Source organism: Acinetobacter sp. AM (assembly GCF_003105055.1).
GTDB lineage: Bacteria > Pseudomonadota > Gammaproteobacteria > Pseudomonadales > Moraxellaceae > Acinetobacter > Acinetobacter tibetensis.
The window spans coordinates 77,779-94,681 of record NZ_QETG01000009.1 but is presented as its reverse complement, the minus strand read 5'-3'; the positions used below and the strand labels follow the sequence as shown (position 1 = coordinate 94,681).

The 16,903-nt window shown below is 40.6% G+C and carries 12 protein-coding genes and 8 tRNA genes; 7 read left to right on the top strand and 13 right to left on the bottom strand.

Annotation, left to right across the window (positions count from 1 at the left end; genetic code table 11):
* Positions 1-99: 99 nt before the first annotated feature.
* From yccS to DCO44_RS06810, 4 genes are all read left to right on the top strand, one after another.
* On the top strand, positions 100-2,274 hold the full coding sequence (yccS, locus tag DCO44_RS06825) for a YccS family putative transporter (RefSeq protein ID WP_116760328.1): 2,175 nt from the start codon (positions 100-102) through the stop codon (positions 2,272-2,274).
* A 160-nt stretch (positions 2,275-2,434) separates the two neighbouring features.
* Positions 2,435-2,995 carry a hypothetical protein gene (locus DCO44_RS06820; protein ID WP_116760326.1) on the top strand — a complete coding sequence of 187 codons (561 nt, stop codon included), beginning with the start codon at positions 2,435-2,437 and terminating at the stop codon, positions 2,993-2,995.
* 161 nt (positions 2,996-3,156) lie between these two features.
* On the top strand, positions 3,157-5,772 hold the full coding sequence (locus DCO44_RS06815; protein ID WP_116760323.1) for a PepSY domain-containing protein: 2,616 nt from the start codon (positions 3,157-3,159) through the stop codon (positions 5,770-5,772).
* Between the two features lie 132 nt (positions 5,773-5,904).
* Entirely contained in the window at positions 5,905-6,690 is a 786-nt protein-coding gene (locus tag DCO44_RS06810) for a YdcF family protein (protein WP_116760321.1), read from the top strand.
* A gap of 3 nt (positions 6,691-6,693) precedes the next feature.
* Here the strand turns inward: DCO44_RS06810 and DCO44_RS06805 are convergent, their stop codons facing one another.
* From DCO44_RS06805 to DCO44_RS06755, 11 genes are all read right to left on the bottom strand, one after another.
* Positions 6,694-7,155, bottom strand: a complete 462-nt coding sequence (locus DCO44_RS06805) for a DUF2750 domain-containing protein (protein ID WP_116760319.1) — start codon at positions 7,153-7,155, stop codon at positions 6,694-6,696.
* An 80-nt stretch (positions 7,156-7,235) separates the two neighbouring features.
* Positions 7,236-7,311 (bottom strand) — tRNA-Val (locus tag DCO44_RS06800).
* A 94-nt stretch (positions 7,312-7,405) separates the two neighbouring features.
* Positions 7,406-7,482 (bottom strand) — tRNA-Asp (locus tag DCO44_RS06795).
* Between the two features lie 44 nt (positions 7,483-7,526).
* Positions 7,527-7,602 (bottom strand) — tRNA-Val (locus tag DCO44_RS06790).
* A 100-nt stretch (positions 7,603-7,702) separates the two neighbouring features.
* Positions 7,703-7,779 (bottom strand) — tRNA-Asp (locus DCO44_RS06785).
* Between the two features lie 13 nt (positions 7,780-7,792).
* Positions 7,793-7,868, bottom strand: a tRNA-Val gene (locus tag DCO44_RS06780).
* 21 nt (positions 7,869-7,889) lie between these two features.
* Positions 7,890-7,966: transfer RNA gene (locus DCO44_RS06775), tRNA-Asp, on the bottom strand.
* A gap of 50 nt (positions 7,967-8,016) precedes the next feature.
* Positions 8,017-8,093 (bottom strand) — tRNA-Asp (locus DCO44_RS06770).
* A gap of 23 nt (positions 8,094-8,116) precedes the next feature.
* A tRNA-Val gene (locus DCO44_RS06765) sits at positions 8,117-8,192 on the bottom strand.
* A 226-nt stretch (positions 8,193-8,418) separates the two neighbouring features.
* Positions 8,419-8,925: a cell wall-recycling L,D-carboxypeptidase ElsL gene (elsL, locus tag DCO44_RS06760; protein WP_116760317.1), complete on the bottom strand. Its 507-nt coding sequence runs from the start codon at positions 8,923-8,925 to the stop codon at positions 8,419-8,421.
* A gap of 40 nt (positions 8,926-8,965) precedes the next feature.
* Complete coding sequence (locus DCO44_RS06755; RefSeq protein ID WP_116760314.1) at positions 8,966-9,340, bottom strand: YbaN family protein; 375 nt, start codon at positions 9,338-9,340, stop codon at positions 8,966-8,968.
* Between the two features lie 96 nt (positions 9,341-9,436).
* Here DCO44_RS06755 and DCO44_RS06750 point away from each other — a divergent pair, with 96 nt between their 5' ends.
* The 3 genes from DCO44_RS06750 to dapE all read left to right on the top strand — a co-directional run bounded on the left by DCO44_RS06750 (position 9,437) and on the right by dapE (position 11,820).
* The gene (locus DCO44_RS06750) at positions 9,437-10,315 is read left to right on the top strand and encodes a DUF1853 family protein (RefSeq protein ID WP_116760312.1); all 879 of its coding nucleotides are present in this window, start codon (positions 9,437-9,439) and stop codon (positions 10,313-10,315) included.
* Between the two features lie 115 nt (positions 10,316-10,430).
* Positions 10,431-10,571: an entericidin A/B family lipoprotein gene (locus tag DCO44_RS06745; RefSeq protein ID WP_016167063.1), complete on the top strand. Its 141-nt coding sequence runs from the start codon at positions 10,431-10,433 to the stop codon at positions 10,569-10,571.
* Between the two features lie 115 nt (positions 10,572-10,686).
* A complete protein-coding gene (dapE, locus tag DCO44_RS06740) occupies positions 10,687-11,820 on the top strand; it encodes a succinyl-diaminopimelate desuccinylase (RefSeq protein ID WP_116760310.1) in 1,134 nt (377 codons plus the stop codon).
* 66 nt (positions 11,821-11,886) lie between these two features.
* On the opposite strand, the gene DCO44_RS06735 is transcribed toward dapE, so the two are convergent.
* Both DCO44_RS06735 and DCO44_RS06730 read right to left on the bottom strand, forming a co-directional pair.
* Positions 11,887-12,348 (bottom strand): hypothetical protein, encoded by a 462-nt coding sequence (locus tag DCO44_RS06735; RefSeq protein ID WP_116760308.1) that lies wholly within the window; start codon positions 12,346-12,348, stop codon positions 11,887-11,889.
* Between the two features lie 4 nt (positions 12,349-12,352).
* Positions 12,353-16,837: an Hpt domain-containing protein gene (locus tag DCO44_RS06730; protein ID WP_116760306.1), complete on the bottom strand. Its 4,485-nt coding sequence runs from the start codon at positions 16,835-16,837 to the stop codon at positions 12,353-12,355.
* Between the last annotated feature and the right edge of the window lie 66 nt (positions 16,838-16,903).

Below are 16,903 nucleotides of genomic sequence, written 5' to 3'. Positions count from 1 at the left end.
TCCATAGTATTATTTCTTGATCAGAAAAGTGAAATTAAATCCTGACTCAAACCTATTTTTTGCATAAAGGTTTGATGTACATCTCTTGAAGGAAACCACTTGAACACTTGGCTTACTCGTCTGAAGCAAACCACGTATAACACCTCTTTTATGTATAACGTGCGCATGATTATTGCGTTCTCAGGGACTGCTTTTGTTCCCTATTTTTTAGACTATCAACTGGCAACCATCCCCCTCACCTTAGGTGTTGTTGCCGCGGGTCTCAGTGACATTGATGACCGCTTCTCGGTGCGTCTTTTAAATTTGGTTTATACCTATATCGGTTTTTTTGTTACAGCAACCTCTATTTATTTTCTTTTCCCACATCCTGTTTTGTTCGCCATCGGGCTGATCATCTCTTGTATTGGTTTTATTTTATTGGGCTCTTTGGGGCGCCGCTATGCCACCATTTCTTATGGTTGTTTGGTCATTTCCGTATATTCCATGTTGGGCGTACATTTATTTGAAGAATGGTATATGCAACCCTCGCTATTGGTTGCAGGCGCCGCATGGTATGGCTTAATTTCAACCATCAGTTTCTTATTGTTCCCAGTTCGCCAAGTTCAAGACAAATTATCCGAATGCTATTCCTCGCTAGGTAACTTCCTGTTTGCAAAATCCAATCTTTTTGATGTTGATATGACTCCACAAAGCTACCAGCAAAGCATGATTGATTTGTCACTGGAAAATGGCAAATTGGTGGGCATTTTTAACGAAATGAAAACAGCCCTGCTCACTCGCTTAAAAGGTGACCGTGGTCAACGCGATACTCGGCGTAGTTTACAATATTATTTTGTCGCACAAGATATCCATGAACGTGCAGATTCCGCCCACATTGACTATCAAATTCTGACCAAAGTTTTTGAACACAGCGATATCCTGTTTCGCTTCCAACGCATTTTGTCTATTCAAGGTAAAGCCTGTAAAGATTTGAGTGAAAGCATTTTATTGCGGAAAAACTATAAACATAACAAGCGCTTTAAACATGCTTTTCAAAATCTAAAGGTATCTTTAGAAAAATTACGCGACGATAACCATTACGATCCGATTTGGATCAATGCCCTGTTTTCTCTATACCAGAACCTGAAGTCCATTGATGCACAACTGCGTAACTTGGAAACTGAACAAAATATTGTTTTTGATAAAAGCAAACATATTGAAAACCAACTGAAGGATGATGACCTTAAAGGTTGGGATGATATTGTCATTCGAATCAAACAGCATCTTACACCTGAATCCGTATTGTTTCGCCATGCCATTCGACTCTCCATTGTGCTGTTGGTCAGCTATATTTTTGTACAAGTCACCCAAATTCAATATGGATACTGGATTATCTTAACTGCCCTATTTGTTTGCCAACCTAACTTTAATGCCACCAAACGGCGACTCCGCCTACGCATCGTCGGCACACTCATTGGGATTATTATTGGTGAAGCGGTGCTGTACTTTATTCCTTCAATTGAAGGTCAGTTACTGCTGCTAGTTTTGAGTGGCGTGTTGTTTTTTGAATTACGCAGTAAACAATATGCGCAAGCGACTGCCTTTATCACTATTTTGGCCTTAATTAATTTTAATTTAGATGGTTTAGGATTTTCGGCAGCCGTACCACGAATGATTGATACCTTGATTGGTTGCGCCCTTGCATGGCTAGGAGTGACCTTTATTTTTCCAGATTGGAAATTCCGTCGTCTGCCGCATAGTATTCAACGTAGCTTACAAGCTCAATGTAACTATTTAAATGAAGTGATTCAACAATACAAACAAGGTCGAAATAATGGTTTGAATTATCGTGTGGTTCGACGTGCTGCACACAATACTGATGCTGATGTAGCATCCCTGATTTCAACCCTTGCGACCGAACCTGACTTTGACCCTACGCAAAAAAGTCAGGCCTTTGAGTTTCTTTGTCTGAATCATACCTTCTTGAGTTATATCGCTGCACTTGGCGCACATCGTGCCCAAATCACAGATCCTGAAATTCTAAATCTGCTGAATCAAGCACAGGAGGATATTCAAGGGGCATTACTTAAAGATGAAATGCCTGATTTAACGACGCAAAATATGTTGCAAACCATTCGACAACGCCTGACACAAGATAAAAAAGAAGATCAATTGTCTTTGATTATTTTGCAGCAATTATCTTTAATGTTCAGCATCTTGCAGCAATTGAGTCACCTCAAACAAAACTTGAGTAATGAACGTGATGATCAGGCGACCGAGTTTGCATCTTTATAAAAGATATTAAATTCTACACATTACAAATAGGCTTGCGGGGCATTTAAAAAATTGCTGTTAAAAAAGCAGCAATTTCCCCGCAATACAATGCATTTATAACGTATCAACCCTGACTATTTAATGCTAAACTTTCTCCAGTTTTAAATTTGCTCTTTTCACTATGACCGCAAAAAATTTATACGCTTACACGCTACAACCTGTGAACTACGAAATCTCTGAAGCTGAGCAACGTCATGCTCAGATGGTGATTTGGCGTAGTACCAATAAAATTAGCACCAAAGCATGGATGATTATGGGTGCCATCGTAGCTCTTGCGATTGTGGGCATCATCTTATTAAAAAACTACTCAACCATTTTCTGCTGGGTGGCAATTGTTGGGGTGGCTTTATACCTTGCAATTCGTATTTATGGCTTAGAATGGTATGTTAAACGCAAAATGAATGAATTTCCTGCGCAGGAAATCAAAGGCGTAAAATTGGGCGTACAACCTCACGGTCTCGTGATGCGCCAACAAATGGGCATGCAAGAAGGTGTTGGTGCAATTGGCTGGAAAGACATTTACGAATGGTATAACACACCAGAATTTATGTTGCTGAACTTTAAAGTGAAAGGTCAACAAGGTGCCTATATTTTACCTAAGCGTATGGACTCGCGTAATTTCTCTTTCGAAACCATTCGCAAACATCTAAATGAATCTGTAGGCGAAGCGAAGAAAATCTAAGCAGCCGAATACAAAAAAAGCCTTCTGAAATATGAAGGCTTTTTTACGAAACAAATTAAAAATGATAATGAGAATAAATATTATCCTCAAAATCCACATTATCTTCTAAATCTTAAGTTATAATTTCGTCAATTTTTTCACACTTCCAACACTTGACCATCATGTTGAAAAAAATATTTTTCCAAATTCATTGGTTTATGGGGATTACCGCTGGATTAATACTGTCCATCATGGGCGTAACTGGCGCTATTTATTCTTATGATCAACAAATCCTTAAATGGATCAATACGGATAGCTATGTTGTGCAGGCTGAAAATCGAGACAAGCTGACACCAGCTGAACTCTATTTACATTTTCAGCATGTCGATTCTAATATCCAAATTAACAGCATCACAATTGCGAAAGACCCTACTGCTTCAAGCACGGTCAATATTGTCAAAGAAGGCGCTCGACGTGGCTATAACATGATGGTCAACCCCTACTCTGCTGAAGTTCTACCAGAAATAAAGGGACAAGGTTTTTTCCAGTTTGTGCAGCAATTGCATCGTAATCTGACTGTTGGACCTGTAGGTAAACAAATTACGGCTGCTTGTACACTCATGCTGATTTTCTTCGTCTTGAGTGGATTATATTTACGCTGGCCCAAAAAACACTCTGTTAAACAATGGTTATTTGTTAAGCCTAAACTTAAAGGTCGTAATTTTCTGTGGGATTTACATGCCGTTGTTGGTACATGGGTGGTGGTATTTTATTTACTGATGGCATGCACAGGACTCTACTGGTCTTATGATTGGTGGCGTAGTGGCATGTTTAAAGTTATGGGTGTTGAACAACCGAAACCAGAAATGCAAGGCAGTAAACCTAAAGAGCAAGGTCCACGTGGAGCATCAGGTGAACAACGTGGTGATGCCCCACAAGGTCGTTCTCATAATACCAATATACAAAATCGAGGCCACGCTGAGCTGAGTCCAGCACAGATGCAAACGGTACTTTCACAAACCTGGACAGGTGTTCAAGCGAAACTGGGACATGACTATTCCACACTCACCTTGAATCTGCCTAAAAAAGCAGATGGTCAAGTTGAACTCGGTTTTGTCGATCCAGTTCCACAACATGAACGAGCACGAAATAAAGCCGTCTATAACTATCAAACTGCGACCATACAAGATATTGAATTATATGCAGACAAAAAGCTCAATGAGAAAATCATGAGTAGTATGCTGCCCGTACACCGTGGTAGCTTCTTTGGTCCTGTGTATCACTTCTTTGCCATGCTTGCCGCACTTGCAATGCCATTGTTCTTTGTCACAGGATGGATGCTCTACCTTAAACGTCGCAAGCAGAAGAAATTAACTCAAGCAGCTCGTTTAAGCCATCACGGCATTACTGTAGATCCAAATGCAAAACCTTGGCTCATTGCTTATGCATCACAAACGGGTGTGGCTGAACAACTGGCTTGGCGTACAGCCACCAGTTTACAAGAAGCTCGCCAGCCTGTAACGGTCAAAACCGTGCAACAACTGACTCTAGAAGATCTGCAATCTGCTCAACAAATCTTGTTTGTTGCAAGTACTTACGGTACGGGCGATGCACCTGATCTTGCTTCTGGTTTTGCCAAAAAAATACTGAACAGTAAAATAGATTTAAGCCATGTGCATTTTGCAGTATTGGCCTTAGGGTCTAAAGAATATCCAGACAGTTATTGTAGCTTCGGACATGCCATTGCGGCTTGGCTCAAACAAAATCAAGCTCATGCACTGTTCGACACCATAGAAGTCGATAATGCCAACCATGAAGATATACAGCGTTGGAATAACGCACTTGCGAAAAGCAGCAAGCTTGATTTACAAGCCATGCACATCGATAAAACATTTGATCGCTGGACATTAACCCAACGTGATTTATTAAATCCTAATAGTCTTGGCGCACCGGCATTTAATATCGAACTGCAAGCCCAGCATGAGGCACATTGGCAAGCGGGTGATATTGCTGAAATTCAACCCGGCAACAGTGCGAAGCGTATTGCTGAATTCATGGCGAAACATCAAATTGCACCCCAAACTCAGGTGGAATCCTTAGCTGTTTCAATTGAGCAGGCATTATGGGATAAACAACTAAATACCGATGTTGAACCTTTTGCCAACATGGAACATTTGCTTGAGCAACTGCAAACTTTGGCTTCGCGTGAATATTCGATTGCCAGCATTCCATCACAGCAAACACTACGTTTAGTGGTACGTCAGCAAAGTGATCGTACAGGTGAGCTTGGCTTAGGCTCAGGTTGGTTAACTGCACACACTGAAATCGGTCAAGAGATTGCACTACGTATTCGTAATAATGAGTCATTCCACCTCATTGATGATAATCGCCCAATCATTTGTATTGGTAATGGGACAGGTATTGCAGGACTGATGAGTCTATTACATGCGCGTGTCCGTGCAGATTACACCCAAAACTGGCTCATCTTTGGTGAACGTCAACGTGAACATGACTTTTTCTATCAAAATACGATTGAAGCGTGGCAAAGCACAGGCATGTTAGAACGTCTGGATTTAGCCTTCTCACGTGATCAAGCTGAAAAGGTCTATGTACACCATGTTCTACGTAATCAAGCAGCAGAGCTGATCTCTTGGTTCAATCGTGGTGCAGTCATTTATGTCTGCGGTAGCATTCAGGGAATGGCCCAAGATGTCGATCAAGCCCTTATTGATATTCTAGGTGAAAGCACTGTAGAACAACTTCGTCAAGAAGGTCGCTATCGTCGCGATGTGTACTAAAAAGCTGTAGCATAAAACAAAAAACCGAGCTTAAATAGGCTCGGTTTTTTATTGATCAATTCAATATCATAAGCAGCAATGCCTTAAACTCAGTTACCATTCATCATAAATATATAAATCCAATCTATACCTATGCAATCAACACCATTAAAAAGACTATTCGCGGCACTCATTGGAACTGTGCTCTTTCTGGATGGGGCTTACTTAATCAGTCTCAATAAAATTCATTTAGGTACTATACTGCCGTTGTTGATTGGATTAGGACTACTGGTCTTTGCAATTTTCCACCCTAAAATTCAAATTTCTATTCATACAACACCATTGAGAAATATCCTCTGGCGTGTGGGCTGCTTAGGTTTTCTACTTTGGAGCACGAGTGTAGTTTGCTTTTTTGTCTATTTACACCTAGCAACTCAAAACAATACTCAGCAAGCCCCTGTGAAAGCCATTATTGTTTTGGGAAGTGGCATAGAAAATGGGAAACCTTCCGCCACCTTAGCACAACGTTTAGATCAGGCGGCTGCACTGGCAGAACAACAACCCAACGCTCCCCTCATTATGACGGGCGGTTTAGATTTTAGAGAGAAATACACTGAAGCAGAGATTATGTCCAAGTATGTGCAGCAAAAATTCTCTATATCCCCTACCCGTATTTGGCTTGAAGACAAAAGTACCAGTACTGATTTAAATCTAAAAAATAGTCAACCAATTCTTGCTCAGCTCAATATTCAATTAAATGAACCCATTGCCATCGTTACCAGTGATTTTCATACCTTAAGAGCTGCCGCGATTGCCCGTAAACAAGGCTATCGTCATATCATTACTGTAGCCGCCCCTACACCTCTGATTAACCGTTATAATTCATGGCTCAGAGAATATTTTGCTTATGGTAGTGGCTGGCTCTTCAATGAATTTTAAGGATTAATTCAGACGAATATGACGAGGTAGAGGAAGCTTCATGTCCTGAAATAACTCAGGTTTTTGCATGTACACTTGATATAAATAGTTTTTTAAATCTAATAATAGTTTTTCTGGTGCAACCAAGATATTTTGCCCCTCAGGCGTTAAGTCCAAAGAAATGGTGGTATGTTCCTTTCTTAGATAGGGGATCAGTTTTTCTACCAAATCTTTGAGGCTGATCTCTTTCAATTGATAATCTGCCCAATTGTCCCTAATCAACAATTTAGCTAAATTTTTATTTTGCCAGATTGCAAATGCACGTTGCCCTGTCGGGGTTGCGCATAATGCCCAACCATCCTGATATAAAGCACTCACAGATCCTTGAGCAACCATATTTTCAATAAATTGCCGATAGATATTCTGCGCACTCAGGCTAGAATTATGACTTTTAGATGCAGCTTTACGCTGATAAGGGTTTCTCATATCAATGATATATATTGAATTATTATTGAATAATAAATTCTATATAAAAGACTGAGTTTAAACAATATGAAGGAGATATATGGTGGGCGCTGACGGGATCGAACCGCCGACATTCTGCTTGTAAGGCAGACGCTCTACCAACTGAGCTAAGCGCCCTGAAGAATAAAAATAGAGACCTATTTTTATCATATCTAGATAAAGGAGCTTTATCTGGATTAAACATCTTATTCAGGGTAATAAGATATTAAAATGGCGCAGCGGACGGGGCTCGAACCCGCGACCCTCGGCGTGACAGGCCGATATTCTAACCAACTGAACTACCGCTGCAACACGGAATTCTTAAAACCAAAATCCATAATCTGTCAAAATTATGGTGGGCGCTGACGGGGTCGAACCGCCGACATTCTGCTTGTAAGGCAGACGCTCTACCAACTGAGCTAAGCGCCCTAAGGCATTAAAAATAGCATCACGATTTTTATGATGCAAGATAAACAGCAAGGCTTATCTTTTAAAACACAGCTTGTCAAACTGTAAAACTTCTTTGAAATGGCGCAGCGGACGGGGCTCGAACCCGCGACCCTCGGCGTGACAGGCCGATATTCTAACCAACTGAACTACCGCTGCATCGCAAAGATTATGGTGGGCGCTGACGGGATCGAACCGCCGACATTCTGCTTGTAAGGCAGACGCTCTACCAACTGAGCTAAGCGCCCTCAAAAGCTATTTTGTGTAAATGGCGCAGCGGACGGGGCTCGAACCCGCGACCCTCGGCGTGACAGGCCGATATTCTAACCAACTGAACTACCGCTGCACTTACACAATATCGCATTTGTGGTACAAACAATTATTAAACTCTTCAAGTGGCGCAGCGGACGGGGCTCGAACCCGCGACCCCCGGCGTGACAGGCCGGTATTCTAACCAACTGAACTACCGCTGCACTGAGAGTTTAACGTAAAGGCTTGGTGGGCGCTGACGGGATCGAACCGCCGACATTCTGCTTGTAAGGCAGACGCTCTACCAACTGAGCTAAGCGCCCTTAACGTCTTCATCGTTTGTGTGGTGCATTATAGAGAATCCTGACCCAGTGTCAAACGCTTTTCTCACTGTTTTCATAATTTTATGTTTGAGTGATTAAAAAATAAGTGTTTTGCTATAAAAACAAGCAAATTCTGCAAGTTATTTAGAAAATATGCTTATTTTTCACACACGACCATCTCTTTATTTTCAAGCATTTTGAACGTATAGACAAAAATACTGGTGTTTTAACTTAAATTTAAAGTTTGTTCAGAAATATAGACCAATGCATTTTCAGGAATCAGTTCAAATAACTCAATCACATCTTGATTGCGCATGCGGATACAGCCATGCGACATTGGAATACCCATTGGTTCGCTATCTGGTGTACCGTGAATATAAATATAACGATTGAAGGTATCGCACCCCTCACCTTGATTAAACTGTGGCTCTAAACCAGCAAGCCATAAAATACGTGACAAGATCCAGTCACGTTCTGGAAATTCTGTGGCAAGCGCCTGATCATAAACCTCCCCTGTTTCTTTACGTGCGATAAAGACTGCATTGATTGGTGCAAACTCACCAAACTTTAATGCCACTTGATGCCATCCTCTTGGCGTCTTGCCGCTATTTTCTTGTTCACCAATCCCATTTTTACCCGATGAAATCACATAAAACTTATTATACTTAGGTAGTTGCAAAGTTTGCTCTGCCAAATCTATTAAAATATCTGCTTGTTGTAATGAATATTGCATTGAACTGTCCTAAAAAACGTGCACTTGTTATGAGCATCATCTATCGTGCTTCACGCGAAACTGGTTCTGGACGCAACCATAACCAAATCGCTACAATCAACATGGTTAAGTCAGTAAAGACTTTGACTGCAAATGGGGCGGTTGTGAATAGCATCAACGCACCACTAAACAACATCATGATCGATGCAATCCATTTGGCTTTGCGTGGCACAGTGCCATTTTCACGCCAAGCACGTAATGTTGCGCCATGTTTGGGATGATTCAATAACCAATCATCCACTTGCGGCCAACCTTTTGAGGCTGCCCAAGCAGCTAAAATTAAAAATACTGTTGTTGGCATACCTGGTAGTACAGCACCAATAAAGCCAAGGATGACAAAAAGCACCACTAAACTTCGCCAAAACAATATATTCATCTTCAAGCCCTAATCCAGAATTGCGCTAGTATAAAATGTTTTTACACTTTATCCTTTTTAAATTCTGTACATTATTCTGCCATTTCGGTTTTCACTATGTTTTTGACCTTACAACAAGACCATCTTTTTGAACCATGGCTGTATTTTAAAAATCCACTGGTGCGGCAATTGGCTTTTAGCCTTGCCAGTCCCAATATTCTGAGCGCTTATCCAGATCAATTTAATATCCAACAATCATTTCAATTGCATACTGCACTTATTTGGACACAATATTTTCATCTTTACCAAACACGACTACAGTATTTAGATCAGCATCCGAGCGAATTAGAAGATTTTTTAAATCAATTAAAAAGCACTCGACTTGGATTACGCTTTGAAATGTTCATTTGGTTTTGGTTACGTGATCATAATTATCACCCTTATGAGCTTTTAGGGCATAGCATCCAACAAATTGCAGGCCCAAAAACTTTAGGCGAATTAGATTTTTTACTTAAGAATACGCAGACCAATCAAATTGAACATTGGGAAGTGGCATTAAAATATTATTTGGCAGAATGTGATTTTTCTTTTCCGCATTGGTATGGGCTCAATCGAACAGATACATTAAAACGTAAATTAAACCATTTTACCCAAAAGCAGTTTCAATTTGATCAAGCACTTAATCACGTAATACAACAACGCTTTGTCATCTTAAAAGGTCAACTGTATATTCCTTTACATGCAACGACACAGCAAATACCACATTGGGTGAACCAGCACCGTAGAATAGGCTTGTGGGGCTATGATGTGATTCCTCACGCTGCATCACCTTATCGTTTACAGCGACATGAATGGCTCTGCCCTCACGCATCTGCAACCAGCATAACACCACGGCTCTGGACTGATGGTTTGTATTGTTATTTGGATAAAGATGGGGAACAAAATTTTTATATGTATCGCAACCGCCCTCTGCTACAGCATTACGTTCAGCAGTAAAATGGCGCCATATACATTCTTTAACTTTTTTATAATGAAATCATGGTACTGTTTATGCTGAATGTTTTTTAATCTATATGTGCTCAAGATAATAATTCATGTTTTGGAGAACACTATGAAAAAAGCAATTGCGATCTCATTACTACTCACTTTTTTTCTGGCAGGTTGTAATACCGTCGCAGGTGTAGGTAAAGACGTTTCCAAAGTTGGGGATGTCGTTACAGATAGTGCGGAAAAAAGTGCAGACAAATTATAATCCCCCCAAAGAACATCAAGACCTTATCAAAACGATAAGGTTTTTTTATATCAAAACTCCCTTTATTGATTCGATTCGCCTATCATAGCAGCAAATTTTTCATTTGCTTTTCTGTATGAATCACTCTGAAACACTCGAACTTAGTCTGCAATTACTCCGCCAACCTTCTGTTACACCTGTTGACCATGACTGTCAGAACATTATGGCTGAACGTTTAGCAAAAATTGGTTTTAACATTGAACCTATGCGTTTTGATGATGTTGATAATCTTTGGGCGCGTAAAGGGACTGAAGCTCCTGTTTTTTGTTTCGCAGGACATACAGATGTGGTACCAACAGGCAACTTGAATGCTTGGCACTCAGAGCCTTTTATTCCAGAAATTCGGGATGGTAAGCTCTATGGCCGTGGTAGTGCAGACATGAAAACTGCATTGGCGGCAATGGTGGTGGCATCGGAACGATTTGTGGCTAAGCACCCAAATCACAAAGGCTCAATCGCATTTTTAATCACCTCTGATGAAGAAGGTCCTGCGATTAATGGAACCGTCAAAGTTATTGAAACCCTAGAGGCTCGCCAAGAAAAAATGACTTGGTGCCTTGTGGGTGAGCCATCAAGTACGCATCATTTAGGTGACATCGTAAAAAATGGCCGTCGTGGTTCATTAAATGCGGTACTCACAGTCAAAGGTAAGCAAGGTCACGTGGCTTATCCTCATCTTGCGATTAATCCAATTCACATGGCTTCTAAAGCCATTGCTGAACTGTGCGATACCGTTTGGGATCATGGGAATGAGTACTTCCCTGCAACTTCGTTCCAAGTTTCCAATATTCAAGCAGGTACAGGTGCAACCAATGTCGTTCCTGGTACGATGACTGTGACATTTAACTTCCGTTATTCTACAGAAGTCACAGCAGAAGAGTTGAAAACACGTGTGTTAGAAATTTTAGATCGTCATGGTTTGACGTACGAAATTCAATGGACACATTCAGGTTTACCATTCCTCACTCCAGTGGGCGAGTTGGTTAGTGCAGCTCAAAATGCAATTCGTAATGTGACTGGTCGTGAAACTGAATTATCTACGAGTGGTGGTACATCGGACGGTCGTTTCATTGCTCCTACAGGCGCTCAAGTACTTGAACTTGGAGTACTTAATGCCAGCATCCATCAAATTGATGAGCACGTAAATGTGGCCGATTTAGAGCCTTTAGCTGAAATTTATGAACAAATTCTGGAAGGTTTATTGACTTAAAATTTCGGATCTATCAAACAATAAAAAAAACCCATGTTGAACATGGGTTTTTTTATTGAAGCTTGACTAATTGATGCCTAAACTGGTTTGAATCTGTACAACATTAGGCACTTGAAAAGTTTGCTCACCCATTCTCACGTACTGAAACACCATTGGATCAGTGACTGTCATTTCTTCGTCAACCACCTCAGAAATACGAACACGCACAGATTTCGGCATTTCATTACACATCAAGGCAAAACGCTGATCGACTTCATCACCTTCAATCACCAATGCAACACCTGTTTCTTTTGCAGGATCATTCACTGCATAAACAGGTAATTTCACATCATGCCACTCCACTGAAGAAACGTGTGTCTGGCTATCCAACGCAGAAAGCACAATATTTTGTGGCAATAACATTGCCACTTTGCCATAGCACTGAATGATGTAAGCATCAATAAATCCAGTAGAAACTGTAATAAGATGATGTAACTCTTGCTGACTAATTTGGTCTAAAACCGATTTATTCGCGATTTTCTCACTCATCAAATTACCCCTGTTTCACAGTCAAAAGACTTTCAATGTTATTCAACAATTCAGCCTCTTGGAATGGTTTGCCCATATAATGGGTTACACCCAAACTAAATGCGCGTTCACGATGCTTTTCACCTGTACGTGATGTAATCATGATAATTGGTAATTGCTTATGAACTTCATGATGGCGAACCAAGTTCGTCACTTCAAATCCATCCATACGTGGCATTTCAATGTCCAGTAGCATTAAATCTGGTTTGACGTTTTCTAACTGCTCTATAGCATCAACACCATCTTTTGCAGTGACCACATCATAACCTTGTCGTTCTAACAAGCGTGAAGTCACTTTACGTACTGTAACCGAGTCATCCACTATCATAATTAAACGACGTGTATCACTGTAACGGTATGAATCACGTTGGTCATGTCCATGTTTCACACGTTGTGTCGTTTGCACTTGACGGGCAATATTTTGACCATCCAGAATCAAACACACCTGACCATCACCCAGAATGGTTGCACCAGTAATTGCACCAATTGCAGCAAATTGCTGACCGATTGGTTTCACCACAATTTGTGCACGTGATCCAATCAACTGATCAACCAATAAGGCAATGGTTTGACCACTATTGCCCTTAATTAACAGCACAGGCAACGAATGAGCAATACTGCTTAAGCGCGGTAAAGGCTGATTGGAAACAAATTCCGAAATATAACGTAACTTATAGCTTTGGTTATCAATCTTGAAATAATCTTCTTTACTATTAAAGTAAGTTTCCAAAGTTGCTGGTGCAATTCGAACAATACGCTCAATGTGCGCCAAAGGAAGTGCGAATTGCTGATCGCCAGATTTCACCATTAAGGCGTCACTTACAGCCACAGTCGTTGGAACGCGGATACTAAAACTTGTTCCTTTTCCAAGTGTTGAGTCTACAGTAACATGACCACCCAACGCTTTAATCGAGCTTTGCACGACATCCAAACCGACACCACGTCCAGAAATTTGGGTAATCTGCTGTGCTGTACTGAACCCTGGATGGAAAATAAACTGTAGAATCTCTTCTTTTTCAAGTAATTGATCAGCTTTCATCAAACCTAAAGACATCGCTTTTTCTTTGATTCGATTTACATCAATCCCTTTACCATCATCATGGAATTCGACTACAACATCTGTGCCTTGACGGCTAATATTGAGTTCAATTTTTCCAATTTCAGGCTTGTTTGCCGACTGACGCTGTGCAGGGTCTTCAATACCATGGTCGACAGCATTTCGTAACATATGCTCAAGCGGGGTCACTAAACGCTCAAGAATAGTACGATCCAGTTCCCCTTCAGTATTGTTGACAATTAACTCAGCAGGTCGGTTTAGCGTTGAAGCTGTCTGGCGCACAATACGTTGCAAACGAGGTAATAAACGCGAGAAAGGCACCAAGCGTGTTCGCATTAAGCCTTCTTGAATTTCGGCCTGAATACGAGATTGTTGTAATAATAAACCTTCCGTATCACGAATTTTTTCAGCCAAAGTACTCTTGAAATCGACCAAGTCCGAAGCAGATTCCGCCAAGGATTTAGACAACTGATTTAACGATGAATATTGGTCCATTTCTAATGGGTCAAAGTCAGCATATCGACCAACTTCACTGCCATGTTTGGCAATAATTTGTGACTCTAATTCACCTTCCATTCGACGTAACTGGTCTGCAAGACGCTTAATCGCCAATTCCATTTCATTCAATGTATTGCCTAATTGACCAAGGTCCATTTCAATACGTGAACGGTTAATCGAATTTTCGCCCGACAAATCAATCATCTTCTCAATCAAATCAGCTGAAATTCGAATCATCTCATTCGATTGATCATTGGCTCCAAAGCTTTCCCACTCACCCATCATTGCAGGTGGTTCTGCTCCATCCCCTTGAATAAATTCAAAGCTTGGCGCAGTAATCTGCGTGTGGCTAGAGTTATTACGGCTTGGCAATTGAACAGTGACATCTGCATATTCAATCGCTTCCAAGCCCGCTTTTAAACTATCGAAATTAGTATAATCATGGTCAAAAATTGCATGTCTTAACCATGTAATCGTGGTTTGTAGTAATGGATCATAAACATTTGAATTGAAGTGATGAACTGCAAACTGTTCAAAAGCACTTTCTAAACGATATGCAATAGCCCCTACTGGCTCAATTTCAGCCATGCGCGCACCACCTTTAAGGCTATGTGCTGCACGTTGCAATTGAAGCAATAAACTACGGTCACTACGCTGCTCGGACCAATTCCGCAGCAACTTTTCCATGGTATCGAAAATTTCTGCGGCTTCTTCGTAGAAAGTTTCTTCAACAATTGAGCGTACACTCTCATCAAGTGCTAAAGATTCAACTTGAAGTGGTGGCTCAACAATGTTCGATTGTGATACTGGTTCAACCCAATCGGAAGTTTCAGGTTCTTCTTCAAATGGACTGACTTCCGCGTGCACAGGCTGTACAACTGGCGGTTCAATGGTCGTAGCTTCATATGCAACCACCTGCTCAACAGCAGGCAGTTTTTGTTCTGCAACCACCTCTGTAGCTGTAGATACCACAGATCCCGCAACCAAAGCTTGAATATTATTTAAAATATCAATCGCTTCTGGAGCTGGATAATCAACTTTTTCTTCTCGAATCGTTTGAATACGATCAGCAATGTTGTCTTGAACCAAACGAACAATCTGAATCAAAGCAGGAGATGCTTGAATTTGCTGATTAATAATACGCTCATAAATGGTTTCTAATTCATGTGCAATTAAACCAATATGCGTCGCTTGAATCATGTTTGCACCACCCTTTAGGGTATGCAAATAGCGCATTAAATTATTCAATGCCGCCGTATTGGATTGATCACTGCTCCATGTATGAACATCCTGATCCATCCCCATCAGCAACTCATCAGCTTCTTCGAGGAAGATATCCAATAGATCTTCATCAAATTGTCGATTGGCTTCATCGACATCCACTAATTTCGCATCACTGTGCAAGCGTTTTGACAAAGTCGCAAAGTTAACCGCAGCGACCTGATGACCAGATTCGGCTGTTAAATCTGCTTCAAGCTCAGAAGCATTTTCTACAGATAGGTTTTCCTCAACTGGATCAAAAATTTCCAGATCTTGCTGTACAAATGCCGTTAAGTTTTGAAGCACTTGCTCTGCTGGTGCAGATAAACTTATGCGCTGCCCCGCAGCTAAAGTATCAAACAGATAGATAAATTCTTGATGCGCCTGAGCAAATAACTCATAAGCATAGTCAATATTGAGTAAGGTCGGTTTAGCTAAAAGCGTTTGATAACATTTATCTAAAATCTGAATAAAATCATGAATCCCCTGTGAAGCACGATTATTGGTATGCTCAGCGAGTAAATTTGCTTTTTGACTTAAGTGCTCGACATAAGTAGGAAATTCATTTTTAATCCGTTTTTCAAATTCGAGCTCTGCATCCAATAACAGATCAATATCCAATTCAATTAATTGTGATACTAAACCTTGTGGATTTGCACTAGATTCAAACTCTTCTTGATTAAAGCCGTAATTTTCCCATGCTTGATTAAAAGTTTGATCAACTTGACTTAAATTTTCGACTTTACCCTGACGTAGAATATGCAAAAAGTCTCGTACAAATTCTGCATACTGAATGAGTAATACTGTTTCATTTGAAGTTGAAACAATCTCTTCTTGTAAAAGCGTCTTAAATAAATTCTCAACTTTTGAACTGGCATCAAAAATTTGCTGGATGTGCGCCATAGATGAACTACCTCGCAAAGTATGCAAGGCACGAATCAACCCATTATAATCAGGCACTTCGCCAGCTTCTTGTTTCAAGAAGTGATCAATCGTTGCAAGATGTTCTTCCGCTTCTTCAATGAAAATTGAAGTAGTCTCTTCTTGCAAATCGCTAGATTCGGTAGATAGCTCTTCTTCCACCAAGACAATATCTACTTGAGAAGCACCCAATTCCAGTCCAGTCAAATCATCCGAAGATCTGAGTCGATCCGCTAAAGATAATAACTCTTCAAGTGCAGGCTCAATTGATCGACCCTGTTGTAGCTCTTGCCCCAATAGAACCAAAGGTCTTAAATCAATTTCTATCGGTTTGACCGATTTAAACTGCGGATAAAGCTTGAACTGAAAAACACGATAAACCGTTTCTGCAAATTTCTGGATCTTAAGCTCTAAAGGAACAGAACCAAAAATGACACGATTTAAAGTATCTTCGACAGCCCAAGCCACTTCACCAGCAGACTTTGCCCCCACCATACGACCCGAGCCTTTCAAAGTGTGAAAATGGCGTCGAATGGTCGTTAAAGTATCCTGATCAGAAGGATTTGCTAACCACTGCTCAAAAACAGTATCTAATTCTTCAAAAATTTCTTCAATTTCTTCTACAAAGATCTCTAGAATTTCAGCATCTTGTTCAAGATAACTATCTTCTGGAAGCGTTGTCGTATCGACTAAATTTTTTAATATTTCTTTCATAGCTTTGGCTTCTTACGTTTCTCGCCACCATAAAAGGCGCTAAAACCTGAGTGTAATCATCACGCC

Coding starts and splice junctions, on each gene's coding strand:
- DCO44_RS06820 (WP_116760326.1), top strand. CDS start 2,435: ATGACCGCAAAAAATTTATACGCTTACACGCTACAACCTGTGAACTAC.
- DCO44_RS06815 (WP_116760323.1), top strand. CDS start 3,157: ATGTTGAAAAAAATATTTTTCCAAATTCATTGGTTTATGGGGATTACC.
- DCO44_RS06810 (WP_116760321.1), top strand. CDS start 5,905: ATGCAATCAACACCATTAAAAAGACTATTCGCGGCACTCATTGGAACT.
- DCO44_RS06805 (WP_116760319.1), bottom strand. CDS start 7,155: ATGAGAAACCCTTATCAGCGTAAAGCTGCATCTAAAAGTCATAATTCT.
- elsL (WP_116760317.1), bottom strand. CDS start 8,925: ATGCAATATTCATTACAACAAGCAGATATTTTAATAGATTTGGCAGAG.
- DCO44_RS06755 (WP_116760314.1), bottom strand. CDS start 9,340: ATGAATATATTGTTTTGGCGAAGTTTAGTGGTGCTTTTTGTCATCCTT.
- DCO44_RS06750 (WP_116760312.1), top strand. CDS start 9,437: ATGTTTTTGACCTTACAACAAGACCATCTTTTTGAACCATGGCTGTAT.
- DCO44_RS06745 (WP_016167063.1), top strand. CDS start 10,431: ATGAAAAAAGCAATTGCGATCTCATTACTACTCACTTTTTTTCTGGCA.
- dapE (WP_116760310.1), top strand. CDS start 10,687: ATGAATCACTCTGAAACACTCGAACTTAGTCTGCAATTACTCCGCCAA.
- DCO44_RS06735 (WP_116760308.1), bottom strand. CDS start 12,348: ATGAGTGAGAAAATCGCGAATAAATCGGTTTTAGACCAAATTAGTCAG.
- DCO44_RS06730 (WP_116760306.1), bottom strand. CDS start 16,837: ATGAAAGAAATATTAAAAAATTTAGTCGATACGACAACGCTTCCAGAA.